Below are 18,377 nucleotides of genomic sequence, written 5' to 3'. Positions count from 1 at the left end.
GCGGGCTCACTCCACCGGCCGCGCCGCGATGACGAACAACTGCGCCATCAGGTCGGCCAGCAGCCGCAGTTGCGGGTCTGGCGTCAGCGGCGCATGGCGGTAGGCGGCCACGTGGGCCTCGAGCCCGTCGACCGGACCGGCGAAGAACAGGCGCCGCAGCGCGCCGCCCAGCGCATCGTTCTCCGCGGCGCGCGGCCGGTCGCCGATGGTGCTTTGCGCATGGCTTTCGAGCGCGGGCGTGGCCAGGAACGGCGCAAGCACCGCCGCGCGGATGCGCTCGCCGTGCACCAGCGCGTTCAGCGTCATGTCGAAGGCCAGGGCCGGGCCCGCGGCCAGCGCTTCGCGCAGCAGCGCGGGCAGCGTGCGCAGGCCCTTCGGCGTCACCAGGTAGGCCACCGCGCCCCAGTTGTAGAGGCCCCGCGCGTCCAGCACCTCGATGCCGCCGATCGCATCGCGCGGCGCAGCCGCATCGTGGGGGCCGTGCTTGCGCAGGGCCTGCCAGAGCGCCAGCAGCCCGGGTGCGGCAATGCTGGGCAGGCATTCGAGGAACACCAGGTCGAAGCCTTCGAGCTGCGCCAGCGCCTCTTCCCGGCCCAGCAGGGACGGCAGCGCGCGACTCAGCAGCGCGTCGTCCTCGAGCACCAGAAAGAAGCGCCCCGGCGGCGCGCTCTCGATGGCCTGGACGTGCGAGGCGAAGCAGGCGTGTTCGCGCGGGCTCACGGCCGCGTCGGGCAGGGCCGCCGAAGCGGGCAGGCCGCGCGTGTCGATCGCCTCGAAGCGGGCGATGCCCGTCAGGCCGAGCGTGCGCAACTGCGACTCCATGGTGGCGCGGCGCGCGGTGCTGTCTTGCAGATTGATGAAGCAACCGTTCATGATGGCGTGATGACACAGGTCCGTGGGGCATTCTCTCCCGGCGGGGGCGCCGGCAGTGGCCCTTTGCAGCGGGGCGCGGCATGACGGCGGGCGGCGGCGCGAGGCCGTGGCTGAGCGTCGTGATGCCGTTCTATCGCAAGCTGGCGGAGTTCGAGCGCGTCGTGGCGCTCCATGCGCCGAGCTGGTCGCGCCCCGGCATCGAGGTGGTCGTTGCGCTGGACGACAACGCCGAAGAGAGCGGCCTGCAGCGCGTGCTCGCGCGCTTTCCCTCGGTGTGCTGGACGCTGGTGGTCAACGACCGGCCGCACCCGTGGCGCCCGCCCAGCTGTGCGATCAACGTGGGCGTGCGGCACAGCGCGGGCCGCTTCGTGTTCGTGCATTCGCCCGAGTCGGCCTACGTGGGCGACGCGCCGGCCATCGCGCTGCATGCGGCCATGGCCGGCGAGCGCGGCGTGGCAATAGGCCGCGTGGGCTTTGCGCGCTTCGGTGCGCTGCAAGAAGCGCAGGGAGCGGGCCAGGACATGGCCGCGCCGTTGCGCACCCTGTTTGCTCACGCGGTGCCCGATGCGCTGTACCTGCGCACCTTCTACGGTTCGCTGTGCTGCGCGCGCGAGGCCTTCGATGCGGTCGGCGGCTACGACGAGTCGTTGGCCGAATGGGGCGGCGACGACGACAACTTTCGCGTGCGCCTGGAAATGGCTGGGTGGCAGCTGAAGGCCTGCGCGGAACTGAAGCTGCTGCACCTGTCGTTCGACGCGCGCGACGGCGGCGAGCTGTTCGACCTGGACAACGACTGGGCGCGGTGCACGCCGCAGGCCGCGCGCGCCAATGGGGACGCCACGGGCGACTGGGGCCGCGACTTCGCGCGCATTGCCCGCAAGGACACGCCGGCGCTGCACCACCCGCACCAACCGCACCACCCGCCCGACCTCGCGCCGCAAGCGGTGCCGGATTGGCTGCGCCCCGCGCCGGTGTTCGCGATGGGCTCGCGCCTGCAGTGCGAGATCTGCGCGCGCATGGTCCACCACGAGCCCGCGCCCCCCTTCCATTGCCCGCGTTGCAGCGCGGTGCCACGCGAGCGCCTGACCGCGCGCCCGCGCATCGTCTGCGTGATGCAACTGCACAACGAGGCGCGGCTGCTCGAAGGATGCCTTGCGCACCTGCGCGCGCACGTCGACGGTTTCGTGCTGCTGGACGACGGCTCGACCGACGGCACCGCGCACATCGCGCAACGCGAGCTGAAGCTGCTCGAACTGCTGTCGAACCCGCGCGCCGCGATGCCGGGTGAACCGCACGCGTGGAACGAGCCCGAGAACCGCCGCCGCCTGCTCGAATGCGCCCGCGCGCACGGGGCCGGCTGGGTGCTGGCGTGCGATGCGGACGAGCGCTACGAGACGCTCTTTCTCGACAACCTGCACGCCATCGTCGATTCGCTGTCCGAGGCGCAGCTGTCCTGCCTGTCGCTCGCGATGCGCGAGCTCTGGGACGCGCCGGACCGCTTCCGGGTCGATGGCCCGTGGGGGCGCAAGTCGCGCGCCTGCCTGTTCCGTCTTCCGCAGCAGATCGGCTTCGAGCAGGCGCCCGCGCTGCACGGGCCGTGGTACCCCGACGCCGTGGCGCGCCACGGCGTGATGTACCGCAGCTACTACCGGCTCTACCACCTGAAGATGATCCGGCGCGAAGACCGCCTCGCGCGGCGCGACCTGTACCGCCGCCTCGACCCGCAAGGCCGTTTCCAGGCCGCGGGCTACGACTACCTGGCCGAGGAGGGCCCCGCGCTGCGGCTCGCCGCCGTGGATGGCGAGCGCGGCTACGACATGGCGAGCCTGCCGCAAGACCTGGCGGCGCTGCTTCAGGCCGGCCCTGCGGCCGCTGCCAGCGAGCGCGCAAAGTCGCCGCGGTAGGTGCGCGTGCCGGTGTGAGTGAGGCGCGAGCGCGTGTCGACGAACACCTGCCCGCCGATCGACTGCCAGCGCCGGCAGAAGGCGAAGTCTTCGCTCAGGTAGCGGCCGTTGCCGGGTTCGGCCCAGACGTCGAAGAAGCGGTGGTGCGCCCGGGAGGCAGCGGCCGCGTCGTCCATGTGGTCCGGCGTGTAGCGCAGTTCGGGCATGGCCTGCGCAAGCCGGGTGAACACGTTGCGTTCGATCAGCATGAAGCCGGTGGGTGCGTCCAGCACTTGGGCAAAGCCGTCGGCATCCACACGCTGGGCCGCCTGCGCCGCACCGGGGCCTCCAAGGTTCACGGGGAACACGGCGTGGCGGGCCTCGAAGTCTTCGCGCGTGCTGCCCGCGGGCAGCGGCTGAGCGAGCCCCTCGCGCGGCCAGCCGTCGCTCTTGTGCGGATACACGCCGGCCACCACCGCGCGGTTTGCCAGCAGCAGGCGCAGCGCGGCCTCCGGCTCGAAGCCGATGTCGGCGTCGATCCAGAACAGGTGCGTCCAGCGCTCGTCGGCCATGAACTCCGCCACCAGCCGGTTGCGCGCGCGCGGGATCAGGCTGTCGCCGTCCAGAAAGCGCGTCTGCATCGCAAAGCCGTGTCGCCACGCGAGGTTGACCAGCCCGAGCAGGCTGCGCACGTAGTCGCTGGTGAGGGTGCCGGTGTAGCTGGGCGTGGCAACGAAGGGGCGGATGTCTTTCAGGGCGGCAGGGTCGAGCATCGTGTGGTGTCCTGCAATCGGTGGGTGTGCTGTTCAGGCCACGTGCGCGTGCCGCCGCGTGGTGAGCAGTGCGCGCAGCTTGGCCGGTGCCACGGGCTTGGTCAACAGCATCACGCCGCCGTGGCGCAGGCGCTGCAGCACCTCGGGCCCTGTGGCGCCCGACACCAGCACGGCGAGCGCGTCGGGCTGAAGGCGCTTGGCGGCGTCGATCACGTCGACACCGTCGCCTTCGCCGGCCAGCTGCAGGTCGCACAGCACCGCGTCGTAGGGGGTGTCGGCGGTGCCCAGGCGCGCGATGGCTTCCGCGCCGGTGGTCACGCATTCGACCTGGCAGCCCCATTGCGCCAGCAGCGTGCGGCTGCCGTCGAGGATGGCGGGGTCGTCGTCCACCACCAGGCAGCGCAGGCCTGCCAGCGGCGCCGATGCCAGCAGCGGCGGTTCGGGCGGCACCACGTCGGCGGCGCGCGCCGCGGGCAGCGTGAAGGCGAAGGTGCTGCCGGCCTGCAGCGCCGAGCGCACGGTGATGCGCGTGCCCAGCAGCGCGGCGATGCGCGCGCAGATGGCCAGCCCCAGCCCGAAGCCGCGGCGCCGGTCGCGCTCGGTGTTGGCCACCTGGTAGAACTCTTCGAAGATGCGGCCCTGGTGGATGGGCGCGATGCCCACGCCGTTGTCGCGCACCTCGATGCGCACTTCGTCCTGCGGGCGTTCCGGGTGGCGGGCGGCGGCGCGCCGCGCGGCCACCAGCACCGTGCCGCCTTCGGGTGCGTGGCGCAGCGCATTGGCCACCAGGTTGCCGACGATGCGCTGCAGCATGGCCGCGTCGGTGCGCACGGCCAGGCCGCGGTCGCTCCAGCGCAGCCGCACGCGGGCTTCCGCGGCGGTGGCGGCGTGCTGCGCGTCGAGCTGGTCGAACAGCGCGGCCAGCGACACCTTGGCGATCGAGGGCGTGAGCACCTGCGCGTCGAGCCGCGAGATCTCGAGCAGGTCGTCCAGCAGCACGCCCATGAACTCGGTGCTCTCCTGCAGGCGCAGCACGGCCGGGCGCTGCGCGGGCGAGGCGCCCGGCAGCAGGCCGTCGATGAACAGGCCCATGGCATGCAGCGGCTGGCGCAGGTCGTGGCTGGCGGCGGCCAGGAAGCGTGCGCGCGACAGCGCGGCCTGCTCCGCCTCGGCCATGCGTTGCAGCGCGACGGCGGTGGCCTCGCGCACGCGCTCCTCGCTGATCCGGCGGTTGCTTTGCAGGCGCTCGGCCAGGCGGTCGATGTCGTGCGCGAGCGTCGCGACCTCGTGCGTGCCGGGCGTGCCGCCTTCCACCACGCCGCAGCGCACCTCGAAGTGGCCCGACTCCAGCGCCGCCACCGTGCGCGACACGCGCCGCAGCGGCCGCGCCACCGTGCGCGCCATGTGGCGCACCGAGGCCCATGCCGCCAGCAGCGCGACCAGCGCGATGCCGACGCCCGCGAACAGCGAGCGGCTGCGCTCGCGCGTGTAGGCCGTGGTGTCGCGAAAAGTCTGCACCAGGCCGATGGGCGCATCGCCCGCCGCGGTGGAGCCCGCGGGCGCGAAGGCGCTGGCGCGCGAAGCCTCGCGCAGCGTGACCGGCGAGGTGAACATGCGCAGCTGTGCGAGCGACGTGGTCCTGGGCCCGGCCGTGACGTACACGCCGGCGCTGTTGCTGATTTCCACCCGCGTCACCTGCCCGCCGCGCAGCGCGGCGTTGGCCACGTTCTGCAGCGCCGGCAGGTCGCCCGCATAGAGGCTCAGGTCGGACATGGCCGCCACCTGGCGCGCCACGGCCTGGCCTTCGGCGTCGAACGCGGCTTCGAGGGTCTGCAGGCGGTTGTGCGTGAACCAGCCGGTGAGCGCCAGCGCCACCGCGGCGCACGGCACCACGCCCAGGCGGAACAGGTCGTGCTGCAGGTTGCCGCGCACCACCAGCGTGTGGGCGCCGGCGGTCCCTGCGGGCACCGGGCCTTCGGTGAGCGGGGGGGTGCTCATCGCGGGGCCGCGAGCCGCTCGGTCAGTTCCCGTTCCTCCGGCAGGCGCAGGCCGAGTCCGCGTGCCACGGTGGCGTTGACGCGCACGGTGGCGGGCGTCGCCGCTTCCACCAACGGCGCGTTGTTGTTGCTGTTGGTGTTGCTGCCGGCCGCGCTCGCCACTTTCTGGCCCAGCAGCCGCGCCTGCTGGGCGAGCTGCGACGGCGTGGAGACCGCCGCGGCGAGGCCGCCAGAGCGCACCATCCCCTCGCTGGCGCCGAACACCGGCAGGCCCGCGCCCGCGCCCGCGCGCAGGACCGACAGCGTGGCCGCCTGGCTGTCGCCGATCAGGTCGGGCAGCACCATCAGCGCATCGCTTTGCGGCACCACCTGGCGCAAGGCGCTGGCCAGCGACTTCGCGTCCGGCGCGTATTCCACGCGCACGTCCCACGCCGGGTTCGCACCCTGCGCGGCGCGCTGCAGCTCGCGCACCAGCGGCTCCGACTCGGGCGTGGCCACCACGCCGATGCGGTGCTTCTGCGGCAGCACCGCGTTGATCAGCGCGAGCTGGTCGGCCATGGCCGGGTCGCGCAGCAGCACGCCCACGCGGCGGTCGCCGCGCCGCAGGGCCGGGCTGCTGGCCTTGAGGGTTTCGTAGTCGAGCCGGCTCAGCATCGCCAGCACCAGCGGTTCCTGGCCCGGCCGCTCGACGGCGGCGCGGGCGGCGGCGGGACCCACCGCCATGGTGAGGGGCGCGTCGGCGGCGGCGCGCAGGCCGCGCGTGCGCACGCCGGCGTTGGCTGCGCGTTCGATGTCGGAGCCCGCGATTTCCGCTGCAGGCTGCGGCTCGGCGCCGCCGGGGGACAGCCGCACCAGGTCGAACTTGCCGTCCGGTCCCTGGTCCGCGCGCAGCTGCTGCACGAACTCGGAAGACGCCGCGGCGTCGTCGCCCATCAGCACCGTGAGGCTGGTGGCCGATGCGCAGGTGCCCAGGCAGGCCGCGCTCACGGCCAGTGCGGCCAGCACCGTGTGCACGGCGCGGCTCGGCCTTGCGGCAAGGGGCGACAGGACGGGGTTCAAGGCGACGGGCATGGACTGCTTTCGCAGCAAGGGGCGATGGTCCAATGTACGGACGGGCCCCGCATCGCGCGATAAGGCAGAGGGCTTATGTCAGGCCCCGCGAGGGCCTGCCCGCGTGATGAATTCCACAGCGCGGCAGCCGCACGGCCTATGTCCGACGGACTACCTACGCCCCTACCTTCACCCCGGCAGGCAGGTCGACCGGCCTGCCGCCCGGCATGTCCGCCCTCTGCCCGGTCGCCGCGCGCTGCGCCTGGATGGCCTGGCGCAGCACGCGCGGCGACACCGGCTTGTAGAGCACCGTGATGCCCGCGCTCGCCACTTCGCGCAGCCGGTCGGGCTTGGTCTCGCCCGTCACCAGCAGGCGCGCGGTGTCGGCGCCGATGCCGCGCGGATGGCGCTCCAGGGCCGCAATCACGTCCAGCCCGCTGTCGCCGCCCTGCAGCAGCAGGTCGCTGATGACCACCTCGGGCGGCTGCGCCCAGGCGTCGGCCAGCGCCAGCGCCTCGGCACGCGTCTGCGCAGCCAGCACCTCGGCGCCCCAGTTGGCCAGCACCACGCTCAGGCCTTCGAGGATGGTGCGCTCGTCGTCGATGATGAGGATGCGCACGTTCGCGAGGCTTTCCTCCTCCACCATGGCGGCCGCCGCCGGCGAGGCGCCCGGCGCAGGCAGCACCGCCTGGGCCGCGCGCACCAGCACCCGCACGCAGGTGCCCTTGTGCAGCGTGGAGCTGAGTTCCACGCGCGTGTTCAGCAGTTGCGCCAGCCGCTGCACCGTGGCCAGGCCCAGGCCCATGCCGCGCGCCCCGCGCGCCGCCTGGCGGCCGGTCGGCTCCACCTGGTAGAACTCTTCGAACACCCGCGCCTGGTGCTGCCTGGCAATGCCCACCCCGGTGTCGGCCACGTCGATGCGCACGCCCTTGCCGCGGCGCCGCGCGCCGATCAGCACGCCGCCGTCGATGGTGTGGCGCAGCGAGTTCGACACCAGGTTGTTCAGGATGCGCGAGAGCATCACGTAGTCGCAGCGCACCCACACGTCGGTCTTGCGCACCACCAGCCGCAGGCCCTGCTGCTCGGCCACCGGGCGGAAGTTGCGGCTGATCTCGTCGAACAGCCGGTCCAGCGGAAAGTCGGTCCACTGCGGCTGCAGCACGCCGGCGTCGAGCTGCGACAGGTTGAGCAGCTCGGAGAACAGCCGGTCGAGCGAATCGACGCACTCGCGGATGTGGCCGATGCGCTGCAGCTTCACCGGGTCGGTCTCGCCGTTGGCCAGGCCGTCGGAGAACAGCGTGAGCGCATGCAGCGGCTGGCGCAGGTCGTGGCTGGCGGCAGCCAGCAGGCGGGTCTTGGCCTGGCTGGCCACTTCGAGCTGCGCGTTCTTGCGGGCCAGCTCGGCCGTGGCCTCGTTGATGCGGCTTTGCAGCAGGCCGCGGCTTTCCGCAAGCGCGCGCGCGGCCTGGTTGAAGCCGTGCTGCAGGTGGCGCACCTCGGACATGCCCTCGATGGCCACGCTGGCATCTTCGCCCGCGCCCAGGCGGTCGACCGCCTTGCCCAGCGCGCGAATCGGCTCGCTGATGCGCCGCGCCGCCCACCAGCCCGCCAGGCCCACCCCCACCAGGCTGATCGCCAGCACCAGCCCCACGTTGAGCCAGACCGAGCGCCGCGCGCCCTGCACGGCGGCCAGGCTCATCTCGACCATCACCTTGCCGCTGTGCAGGCCGTCGTCGCTCACGATGGGCACCACCACCTGCAGGCCCTCGCCGCGCGCGCGGTCCACCGTTTCGGAGTTGGCCACGATCTCGCCGTCTTCCGTCCAGATCTGCACCTGCTGCACATGCGGCTGGTAGGTGCCCGACTGGGCGGTGCGCTGCAGCGCGCGGCGGTCCATGCGCGCCAGCGGGGCCTGCGCCACCGTGGCCACCTGCATCGCCACCGTCTGCGCGTTGGCGCGCATCAGTTCGGTGAGGTTGCCCAGGTGCTGGCGCGTCAGCACGGCAATGGCCGCCAGCGTGGCCAGCGTGGCCGGCACCAGCGCCAGCAGGATCAGCTGCTGCGCGAAGGTGAGGCGGGCCAGGCCGCGCAGGACGCGAAAGTTCCAGTTCATGGGGGCAGTGCAGGCATGGGTGCCGAGCTTAGGGGGGTTCACCGTCACAGGGAAGACATGAAAACATCACCGAAAAAGTTTGCATTTGTTATCTAATTGCAGCCGCTTTGACTTTGCCCGGTCCCGGCAGCCGTCGGGTTCATGGGTCTTCCGGTTCAAAAATGCAGCCTTTCGCGCGCCGCTTCACCGATGCCTTCCGTGCCCTGCGCACCTCGCGCAAGGCCGTGCTCGCGCTGCTGCTGTGGCTGGCTGTTCCGCTGTGGGCCGGCGCGCAGGCGGGTGCCGCCGACACCGCCGTGCGCTTCGGCATCCTCCCGCTCGGGGGTGCCTTCGAGTCGCGCAGCGACTGGGACCCGCTGCTGGCCGAGCTCAGCCGCGCCATCCGCCGCCCGGTGAGCGTGCTGTCGGTCAACTCGTACGAGGCGCTGGAGCAGGCCATCCAGCGCGACGAGGTCGACATGGCCTTCCTGTCGGGAAAGATGGCGCTCGACGCCGTGACCCAGCGGCGCATGAAAGTGGTGGCGCAGGTGGTGCGCCACGACGGCCTGCCCGGCTACCGCGCGCTGCTGCTGGCGCGCAAGACGCCGCCGCTGAACTCGCTCCAGGCCCTGCTGGCGCAGCCCGAGCGCTGGCGGCTGGCGCGCGGCGAGAAGCAGTCGGTGTCGGGCTTCATCGTGCCGCAGCTGCAGCTCTTTCTGCCGAACCACATCGCGATGGAGACGCGCTTCCAGAGCGAGATCGTCGGCACCCACCAGGCCACCGCGCTGGCCGTGGCCAACAACGAGGCCGACGTGGCCACCAACAACACCGCCGACTTCGAGCGCTTCAAGCTGCGCTTTCCGGCCGAGGCCGAGCGGCTGCAGGTGCTGTGGGAGTCGGAGTTGATTCCGCATGCGCAGATCGTGGTGCGGCGCGAGTACCCGCCCGAGCTGCGCAAGGGCCTGCAGGCCTTCCTGACCGGCTACGGCCGCGCCAAGGGCCCGCGCGGCGACGCCGAGCGCGTGGTGCTCAAGTCGCTGCACGACCTGGCCGGCTTCGTGGCGGCCGACAACAGCTCGCTGCAGCCCGCGGCCAAGCTGGCCTACCAGCTGGCCCGGCAGAACGCCATGACCGCGCAATGGGTGAACGACGCCGCGCGGGAGGCGCGCCTGCAGCGCATCGACAGCGGGTATGCGCAGCAGGTCGGCGTGCTGCAGGACGTGTCGCCTTGACCAAGCCCGCATGGCGCCGGTGCGCGGGGCTGCTGGTGCTTGCGGCCCTGTGGTGGGCCGGCATGTCGCCTGCCATGGCGCAGGGTGCGGCCCAGAAGCCCGAGAAGAGCGACACCCCCGGCAAGTCCGCACCGGCCTCCACCCGGCTGATCCGCTTCGGCGTGCTGCCATTGGGCGGCACCGTCGAGTCGCGCGCGCTGTGGACGCCGCTCATGGCCGACATGAGCCGCGCCCTGGGCATTCCGGTGAGCGCCTATTCGGTGCCGTCGTACGAGGAACTCGACCGCGCCATCGGCCGCGACGAGATCGACATGGCCTTCCTGTCGGCCAAGATGGCGCTCGACGCCGTGATGCAGCGGCGCATGAAGGTGGTGGCGCAGATCGCGCGGCACCCCAGCGTGCCCGAGCACCGCGCCGTGCTGCTGGCGCGCAAGGCGGGCCCGCTGAACTCGCTCGAGGGCATGCTCGCCCAGCCCGAGAAATGGCGGCTCGCGCGCGGCGACAGCCGCTCGGTCACCGGCTTCATCGTGCCGCAGAGCCAGCTCTTCCTGCCGAACCACATCGAGATGGAGACGCGTTTTCGCAGCGAGTTCGTCGGCACGCACCAGGCCACCGCGCTGGCCGTGGCCAATGGCGACGCCGACGTGGCCACCAACAACACCACCGACCTGGAGCGCTTCCGCCAGCAGTTCCCGGTGGAGGCCGAGCGGCTGCAGGTGATCTGGCAGTCGGAGCCGCCGCCCGGCGCGCCGATGGTGGTGCGGCGCAACTACCCGCCCGAGTTCCAGGCGAAGCTGCAGAACTTCCTGACCGGCTACGGCAGGGCCAAGGGCGCGCGCGGCGACGCCGAGCGCGAGGTGCTGAAGAACCTGCGCGCGGCCTACGGCTACGTGGCGGCCGACGACAGCGCCCTGCTGCCGGAAGCGCGGCTGGAGTACCAGCTCGGCAAGCAGCGCGCCATGGCCGCGGCGTGGGTCAACGACGCGGCGCGCGAGCAGCGGCTGCAGCGCATCGAGAAGGTCTATGCGCAGCAGGTCGAGACGCTGCGGGCTTCGGCGGGCGCTGAGCGCTGAGCGCTTCCTACTCCCTTCGCCGTACCTCCAAAACCCCCCGCCTAGACCTTTAGGCGGATTTGCCTCCCGCCCCCCGCGCCGGAAACTTCGTGTTTCTTTTCAGGCACCCTTGCCGTTGACGGAGTGCGGATGAGTTGGCGAACCAAAGTGGTCTGGAGCGAGGGGATGCTGCTGCAGCCTCAGCACCTGCAGCAAAGCGAGCGTCATGGCGACCATGCGCGGCATGTGCTGTTGCGCTCGACCACCCCGTACGCCTGGGGCTTTGCCGAGCTCGAGATCGACACCGCCGCGCTCACGCTGGGCAAGCTCGCCCTGGTGCGCGCGGTCGGCATCTTCGGCGACGGCACGGTGTTCGACATGCCGGCGGTCGATCCGCTGCCCGAGCCCATCGACATTCCCCCCGCCATGCGCGACGAGGCCGTGGTGCTTGCGCTGCCGCTGCGCCGCGCCGGCGCGCGCGAGGCCGACGCGGAGGACTATGAAGAGCTGGTGCGCCACCGCGTGCTCGAGTCGGAGGTGCCCGACTCCAACACCGCCGGCGAGCGCACCGCGATGCTGCAGCTCGGCCAGCTCCACACGCGCCTGATGCGCGCCGGCGAAGCCACCGACGCTTGGACCACGCTGGGCGTGGTGCGCGTGGTCGAGCGCCGCGTCGACAACCAGGTTCAGCTGGAGCGCGCCATGCTGCCGCCGCTGCTCGACGTGGCGGGCCACGCGGTCATTCGCGCCTGGCTCGACGAACTGCTGGGCCTGCTGCGCCAGCGCGGCGAGGCGCTGGCCGGGCGCATGACGCAGGGCGGCACCGGCGGCGTGGCCGAGATCGCCGACTTCATGCTGCTGCAGGCCGTGAACCGCAACGAAGCCGTGTTCGCGCACCTGGCCAAAAGCGCGATGCTGCACCCGGAGCGGTTCTTCGCGCACGCGTTGGCGCTGGCGGGCGACCTGTCGAGCTTTCGCGACTCGCGCCGCGTGGCGCGCTTCGGCCCGTACATCCACGACGACCTCGCGCTGAGCTTTCGCCCGGTCATGGACGACCTGCGCCGCAGCCTGTCGATGGTGCTGGAGCAGTCGGCCATCCGTATCGAACTGCACGACCGCAAGCACGGCGTGCGCGTGGCGATGGTGACGGACGTGGAACTGCAGCGCAAGGCGACCTTCGTGCTCGCGGTGAACGCGAACATGACCAGCGAGGCCCTGCGCGCGCGCTTTCCCACGCAGGTCAAGATCGGCCCGGTGGAGCGGATACGCGACCTCGTGAACCTGGCGCTGCCGGGCGTCACGCTCACGCCGATGCCGGTCGCGCCGCGCCAGATTCCGTTCCACACGGGTGCCAACTACTTCGAGCTCGAAACACGCAACAGCGACCTGTGGCGCCAGCTGGAGCAGTCGGGTGGCATCGCGATGCACATCGCGGGCGACTTCCCTGGCCTGGACCTCGCATTCTGGGCGATAAGAGCATGACCCCCAGTCTTCGCGCACTTCGTGTCGCTACGCCAACCCCCTTCCAGGGGGCAACACCAGCGGCCCGGCAAAGCCGGTTCCGCGGTGTTTCACGAACTGGTGCCCTCAGCGTGGAGCCATCATGAGCACACCTCCCGATCCTTTTGCGGCGTTCGAGTCCGAGCGCACGGTCATCAAGCCCAAGCCGCGCACGCCGGGCGGCATGCCGAGCGCACCGGCGAGCGCGCCGTTCTTCGGCGGTGCCGATCCGACGCCCGCCGCCGAGGTCGGCGAGCTCGGCCTGCTCAATCCGCTGGTCTCCGCCGCCGGCAAATTGCTGGTGCTGACGGCCAAGCTGCGCCACCTTGCGCAGCCGCCCAACGTGCCGGCGCTGCGAGCCTCCACCGCCGAAGCGGTCAACCAGTTCGACGCCGGCGCGCGCCGCGCGGGCGTGAGCAACGAATCGGTGCTGGCCGCGCGCTACGTGCTGTGCACCGCGCTCGACGAGGCGGTGGCCAACACCCCGTGGGGCGTGCAGGCCGGCTGGAACAAGCAGAGCCTGCTGGTGCAGTTCCACAACGAGACCTGGGGCGGCGAAAAGGTGTTCCAGCTGCTCGCCAAGCTCGCGCAGGACGTGCCCACGCACCGCCAGCTGCTGGAGCTGATCTACAGCGTGCTCGCGCTCGGCTTCGAAGGCCGCTACCGCGTGGTCGACAACGGCCGTGCGCAGCTCGACTCGGTGCGCCAGCGCCTGGCCGACCTGATCGCCAAAGACCGTCCCGCCGTGGAGCCCGAACTCTCGCCGCACTGGCGCGGGCAGGGCGCGGGCACGGTGCGGCTGCGCGAGTCGCTGCCGCTGTGGGTGTTCGCGGCCGGCTTCGCGCTGCTGCTGGCGCTCGCATGGTTCGGCCTGCGGCTCACGCTGAACTACCGCTCCGACACCACCTATGCGGCGGTGTCCAGCCTGCGCGCGCCCAACCTGCAGATCGCGCCGCCCGCCCTGCCGGCGAAGACGCCGCGGCTGGCGCGCTTTCTCGAACCCGAGATCAAGCAGGGCCTGGTTACGGTGACCGACGAGGCCGACCGCAGCGTGGTGCGCCTGCGCGGCGACTCCTTCTTCGGCTCCGGCAGCGCCGAGCCCATGTCGCAGTCGCTGCCGGTGCTGCGCCGCATCGGCCAGGCGCTGGCCGAGGTCAAGGGCGAGGTGCTGATCACCGGGCATTCCGACAACCAGCCGATCCGCTCGCTGCGCTATCCCTCGAACTGGCACCTGTCGGCCGCGCGCGCCGACGCGGTGAAGGGCGCGCTCGCCACCCTGGTCGACCCCGCGCGCATGCGTTCCGACGGCAAGGCCGACGCCGAGCCCGTGGCCGCCAACGACACGCCCGCCAACCGCGCGAAGAACCGCCGCGTCGACATCGTGCTGCTGAGCGAGCCCGACCGCGTTGCTGCCGCCACCGGAGCGACGAAATGATCAAGAAAATCTTCGGCTTCCTGTTCAGCCCGTTGCTGCTGACACTGCTCGCGTTGCTCGTCGTCGCGGTGCTGGTGTGGTGGATCGGCCCGCTGGTGAAGATCGGTTCGCTCGCGCCGCTGGAGAGCGAGACGGTGCGCGCCGTCGTCATCGGCGTCATCGTGCTCATCGTGGTGGTGCGCGCGCTGTACCGCCGCTGGCGCGCACGCCGTGCAAGCCGGCACCTGACAGACGGGCTCATGAAAGCGCCCGCCGCCAAGACCGGCGCTCCGGTCAACGGCGAGCAGCAGATCCTCGACACCCGCTTCAGCGAGGCCGTCGCCACGCTCAAGCAGATGCGCCTGCACGCCGCCGGCAAGAAGCCGGGCTGGCGCGACTGGATGTCGATTTCGGGCGGCAGCTACCTGTACGACCTGCCGTGGTACGTCTTCATCGGCGCGCCCGGCGCGGGCAAGACCACCGCGCTCGTCAACTCGGGCCTCTCGTTTCCGCTGGCCGAGAAGTTCGGTCCCGGCGCCATCCGCGGCGTGGGCGGCACGCGCAACTGCGACTGGTGGTTCACCGACGAGGCCGTGCTCATCGACACCGCGGGCCGCTACACCACGCAGGACAGCCACCAGTCGGAAGACAAGAGCGCGTGGGAAGGCTTCCTGGGCCTGCTGAAGAAGGCGCGCCCGCGCCGGCCGCTGAACGGCGTGTTCCTGACCGTGAGCGTGGCCGACCTGCTGAGCCAGGGCCCGGAGGCGCGCACCCAGCTCGCGGCGTCGATCCGCGCGCGCCTGCTCGAGCTCGACAGCAAGCTCACCACGCGCCTGCCGGTGTACGTGCTGGTCACCAAGAGCGATCTGCTCTACGGGTTCACCGACTACTTCGACGACCTCGGCAAGGAGCAGCGCGCACAGGTCTTCGGCTTCACGCTGCCGGCCGACGAGAACGTGCAGCTGGAAGAAAAGGGCCTGTCCGAGGCCTTCCACCGCGAGTTCGCGCTGCTGCACAACCGCGTGAACGACGGCCTCATCGCGCGCATGCAGCGCGAGACCGACGGCACGCGGCGCGCGGCGATCTTCGGCTTTCCGGCCCAGTTCGGCTCCATCGGCTCGCTGCTGTCCGACCTGCTCGACCAGGTGTTCACCGGCTCGCGCTTCGCGCAGCCGCCGTGGGTGCGCGGCGTGTACTTCACCAGCGGCACGCAGGAGGGCAGCCCGATCGACCGCGTGATGGGCAGCCTGGCGCGCAGCTTCGGCATCGAGCGCGCCATGCTCGCGCCGCAAAAGAGCAGCGGGCGCAGCTACTTCCTCACGTCGTTGCTGCGCGAGGTGGTGTTCCCCGAGCAGCGCCTGGCCGGCGCCGACGTGAAGCTGGAGCGCCGCCGCCACACGCTGCGCGTGGCCGGCGTCACCGCGATGACGCTGCTCACCGTCGGCCTGCTCGCGGCCTGGGGCTACAGCACGCTGCAGAACCTCAACTACCTGAAGTCGGTCGAGGCCCGCGTCGAGCCCGCGAAGCAGAACCTGGCCGCGCTGCCCGCGCGCGTGCAGAACCTGGTCGAGGTTGCGCCCGTGCTGCAGAGCCTGCGCGACATCTGGAAGACGCCCGACAACCGCCAGGGCGACGAGCCGCTGTCGATGACGCTGGGCCTCTACCAGGGCGACAAGCTCGACGCCGCGGCCATGCTCACGCACCAGCGCGCGCTGAACGACGCCTTCCTGCCGCAGATCGCCAAGCGCATCGAGGACCAGCTGCGCACCGCGCAGAAGGACAACCTCGAGTTCACCTACGAGGCGCTCAAGAGCTACCTGATGCTCTACCAGCCCGAGCACTTCGACCCCGAGGCGCTCAAGGCCTGGATCACGCTGGACTGGTCGCGCAACCTCGACCGCGGCATTCCCGAGGACCAGCGCAAGGCGCTGGAAGACCAGCTCGACGTGCTCATCGCGCAGGGTCCGCCGCGCTCGCCGCTGAAGATGGACGAGAACCTGGTGCGCAGCGTGCGCGCCGTGCTCGCGAGCTACCCGCTGGAGCAGCGCGTGTTCAGCCGCCTGAAGCGCCAGCGCGCCACCAAGGACATTCCGGCTTTCAGCGTGGCCACGGCCACCGGCCCTTCGGGTCCGCTGGTGTTCGAGCGCATCAGCGGCAAGCCGCTGACCGAGGGCGTGCCGGGCATGTTCACCTACGACGGCTACCACAAGCGCTTCCAGAACGAGGTGACGGTGCTCACCGGCCTGCTGGCCAACGAAGACCCGTGGGTGCTGGGCCAGGACCGCAACGCGGCCGACCGCCTGCGCGACGTGGCCGCGCTCGGCGCGCTGACCGACCGCGTGCGCCGCCTGTACCTGGAGGAATACGTCAAGCAGTGGGAAGCGCTGCTGGCCGACGTGCGCCTGATCCGCGCCACCGGCCTGGAGAAGAACATCGAGACCGCGCGCATTCTCTCGGGCGTCGATTCCCCGCTCGCGAACTTCCTGCGCGCGGTGGTCCGGCAGACCACGCTGATCCCTGCGGCCGACGCCAACAAGGACGTGGTCAGCAAGGCGACCGAGACGGTGCGCAACACGCGCAAGGGCCTGGAAGACCTGTTCGGCAGCGACCCCGGCCGCCAGGTGGCACCGGGCAAGCGCATCGAGAGCATCGTGGACGACCGCTTCGAATCGCTGCGCCGCCTCGTCACCGCCGGCGGCCCCAACCAGCCGGCACCCATCGACGATGCGCTCAAGCTCTTCAACGAGGTGTACGTGTACCTCAACGCGGTCGACACGGCCGTGAAGGGCCGCACCTCGCCGCCGCCCGGCGACGTGGCCGGCAAGCTCAAGTCCGACGCGGGCCGGCTGCCCGAGCCCGTGCGCTCGATGGTCGAGAACCTCAGCCAGTCGGGTGCCGCGCAGGCGCAGACCGCCGAGCGCGGCAACCTGAGCCAGGACCTGCGCCCCGTGGCCGAGTTCTGCGCGCGTGCCATCGCGGGCCGGTACCCCTTCGTGGGCACCAGCAAGCGCGACGTGCTGCCCGAAGACTTCGGCCAGATGTTCGGCCCCGGCGGCCTGATGGACGACTTCTTCCAGAAGCGCCTGGCCGCGCTGGTCGACACCAGCACCAGGCCCTGGCGCTACAAGCCCGTGGCCGAGCGCGGCGCCGTCACCACGCAGGCGCTGGCGCAGTTCGAGCGCGCCGCGCGCATCAAGGACATCTTCTTCCGCGGCGGCGGGCGCGGCCCGTCGATGCGGCTGGACTTCAAGCCGGTGGAGATGGACGCGGGCATCACGCAATTCATCCTCGACGTCGACGGCCAGCTCGTGAAGTACGCGCACGGGCCGGTGGTGCCGATGGCGGTGCAGTGGCCGGGGCCCAAGGGCAGCAACCAGGTGCGCATCCAGGTGAGCCCGCCGTCGACCACGGGCAGTTCGGGTGCGGCGGTGGACGGGCCGTGGGCGCTGTTCCGTGCGCTGGACGACGGGCAGCTCGAGGCGGGCGATGCGCCGGAGAAGTTCTTCATCACCTTCCAGGTGGGTGCGCGCAAGACGCGCTTCGAGGTGACGACGAACAGCGTGCAGCATCCGATCCGCTTGCGCGAACTGCGGGAGTTTTCCTGTCCGGAGGGGCTGTGAACCTGGCCTCTTCTTCGCTCTTCGTTTCGGCGGAGCTTCCCGGGTGGTACGGCAAGTTGCCGGGCATGGGGGACTTTGCGCACCGGCGCTTGCCCGAGTCGTTTCGCGCGGTGTGGGACGCGTGGCTGCAGCGCGGGTTGGCGCGGCTTCGGGAGCGGCATGCGGACTGGACCGACCGGTACCTCGAGGCGCCGATCTGGTGCTTTGCACTGGGCCCCCGGGTGGTGGGCGAGCGTGCGTGGATCGGGGTGTTGATGCCGTCGGTCGATGGGGTGGGGCGGTACTTTCCTTTCACGCTGGCGGTGGAGCTGGATGCGTCGGCGGGGACGTCGCTGCAGGGCGAGGCGCTGGGCGTGGCGCTGCGGTGGTGGGGGCTTGCGACGCTGGCTGCGTTGGAAGGGCTCGAAGGGGATCTGGATGCGCTGCGGTTCGATGCGGTGCTGCAGCGGTTGTTTGTTGCTGCAGAGGCTTCCGAGGCCTCCGAGGCCTCCGAGGCCTTGAGGAGCACCGTCGAGGTTGTTGCTTTGCCTGCGGCGGGGGCTTCTGTGTGGCTGGGGGATCCTTCGGTGGTCGAAGGGGTTCGGATGCTGAGTGCCGGGCTGCCTCTGGATGCGCAGTTCGAGGGCTTGTTTCTTGGCTTTGCGGAGGAGGGGTGAGATGAACGCTGCTCTTTCTCTTGTCTTCCGAGGCCGGGTCTCGCCCCGGCAGGCGACTTACTTTCTTTTGCTTCGCCAAAAGAAAGTAAGCAAAGAAAAGGCGACCCTGCTGGCTGCGTCCCTCCGCTTCGCTACGGGCAACCTGCGGTGCTCGCGTTTCGCGGGGTCTCGCAGAACTCGCTTCGCTCAAACAGCTGCGAGCCCTGATCCGCGAAACGCTCCGCTCCTCGGCGCA

The 18,377-nt window shown here is 71.3% G+C and carries 12 protein-coding genes; 7 read left to right on the top strand and 5 right to left on the bottom strand.

Annotation, left to right across the window (positions count from 1 at the left end; translation table 11 throughout):
• Nucleotides 1-6: 6 nt before the first annotated feature.
• Entirely contained in the window at nucleotides 7-873 is an 867-nt protein-coding gene (locus AC0IYU_RS30925; RefSeq protein ID WP_472125156.1) for a glycosyltransferase family 25 protein, read from the bottom strand.
• A gap of 80 nt (nucleotides 874-953) precedes the next feature.
• Between AC0IYU_RS30925 and AC0IYU_RS30920 the strand changes: the two genes are divergently transcribed.
• Nucleotides 954-2,777, top strand: coding sequence for a glycosyltransferase family 2 protein (locus tag AC0IYU_RS30920; protein WP_472125153.1), 1,824 nt, complete (start codon nucleotides 954-956; stop codon nucleotides 2,775-2,777).
• Here the strand turns inward: AC0IYU_RS30920 and AC0IYU_RS30915 are convergent.
• The 4 genes from AC0IYU_RS30915 to AC0IYU_RS30900 form a co-directional block, all read right to left on the bottom strand.
• Nucleotides 2,726-3,529 (bottom strand): hypothetical protein, encoded by an 804-nt coding sequence (locus AC0IYU_RS30915; protein ID WP_472125151.1) that lies wholly within the window; start codon nucleotides 3,527-3,529, stop codon nucleotides 2,726-2,728. The genes AC0IYU_RS30920 and AC0IYU_RS30915 overlap by 52 nt on opposite strands.
• Before the next feature lie 33 nt (nucleotides 3,530-3,562).
• Nucleotides 3,563-5,527, bottom strand: a complete 1,965-nt coding sequence (locus tag AC0IYU_RS30910; RefSeq protein WP_472125148.1) for a hybrid sensor histidine kinase/response regulator — start codon at nucleotides 5,525-5,527, stop codon at nucleotides 3,563-3,565.
• Nucleotides 5,524-6,597 (bottom strand): ABC transporter substrate binding protein, encoded by a 1,074-nt coding sequence (locus tag AC0IYU_RS30905; protein WP_472125146.1) that lies wholly within the window; start codon nucleotides 6,595-6,597, stop codon nucleotides 5,524-5,526. Before AC0IYU_RS30905 ends, AC0IYU_RS30910 begins: the two co-directional genes overlap by 4 nt.
• Before the next feature lie 154 nt (nucleotides 6,598-6,751).
• The gene (locus AC0IYU_RS30900) at nucleotides 6,752-8,689 is read right to left on the bottom strand and encodes an ATP-binding response regulator (protein ID WP_472125144.1); all 1,938 of its coding nucleotides are present in this window, start codon (nucleotides 8,687-8,689) and stop codon (nucleotides 6,752-6,754) included.
• Nucleotides 8,690-8,850: 161 nt separating this feature from the next.
• Between AC0IYU_RS30900 and phnD (AC0IYU_RS30895) the strand changes: the two genes are divergently transcribed.
• The 6 genes from phnD (AC0IYU_RS30895) to tagF all read left to right on the top strand — a co-directional run bounded on the left by phnD (AC0IYU_RS30895) (nucleotide 8,851) and on the right by tagF (nucleotide 18,142).
• Complete coding sequence (gene phnD, locus AC0IYU_RS30895) at nucleotides 8,851-9,900, top strand: phosphate/phosphite/phosphonate ABC transporter substrate-binding protein (RefSeq protein ID WP_472125142.1); 1,050 nt, start codon at nucleotides 8,851-8,853, stop codon at nucleotides 9,898-9,900.
• Complete coding sequence (gene phnD / locus AC0IYU_RS30890; protein WP_472125140.1) at nucleotides 9,897-10,973, top strand: phosphate/phosphite/phosphonate ABC transporter substrate-binding protein; 1,077 nt, start codon at nucleotides 9,897-9,899, stop codon at nucleotides 10,971-10,973. The genes phnD (AC0IYU_RS30895) and phnD (AC0IYU_RS30890) overlap by 4 nt, the downstream gene beginning before the upstream one ends.
• 129 nt (nucleotides 10,974-11,102) lie before the next feature.
• Nucleotides 11,103-12,434 carry a type VI secretion system baseplate subunit TssK gene (gene tssK / locus AC0IYU_RS30885; RefSeq protein WP_472125138.1) on the top strand — a complete coding sequence of 444 codons (1,332 nt, stop codon included), beginning with the start codon at nucleotides 11,103-11,105 and terminating at the stop codon, nucleotides 12,432-12,434.
• Between the two features lie 121 nt (nucleotides 12,435-12,555).
• A complete protein-coding gene (locus AC0IYU_RS30880; protein ID WP_472125135.1) occupies nucleotides 12,556-13,887 on the top strand; it encodes a DotU family type VI secretion system protein in 1,332 nt (443 codons plus the stop codon).
• Nucleotides 13,884-17,486 (top strand): type VI secretion system membrane subunit TssM, encoded by a 3,603-nt coding sequence (tssM, locus tag AC0IYU_RS30875; protein ID WP_472125133.1) that lies wholly within the window; start codon nucleotides 13,884-13,886, stop codon nucleotides 17,484-17,486. Before AC0IYU_RS30880 ends, tssM begins: the two co-directional genes overlap by 4 nt.
• Nucleotides 17,483-18,142 (top strand): type VI secretion system-associated protein TagF, encoded by a 660-nt coding sequence (gene tagF / locus AC0IYU_RS30870; RefSeq protein ID WP_472125130.1) that lies wholly within the window; start codon nucleotides 17,483-17,485, stop codon nucleotides 18,140-18,142. Before tssM ends, tagF begins: the two co-directional genes overlap by 4 nt.
• Nucleotides 18,143-18,377: the final 235 nt, after the last annotated feature.

Source organism: Variovorax sp. AC103 (assembly GCF_979254005.1).
This window is presented reverse-complemented; position numbering and strand designations above follow the sequence as displayed.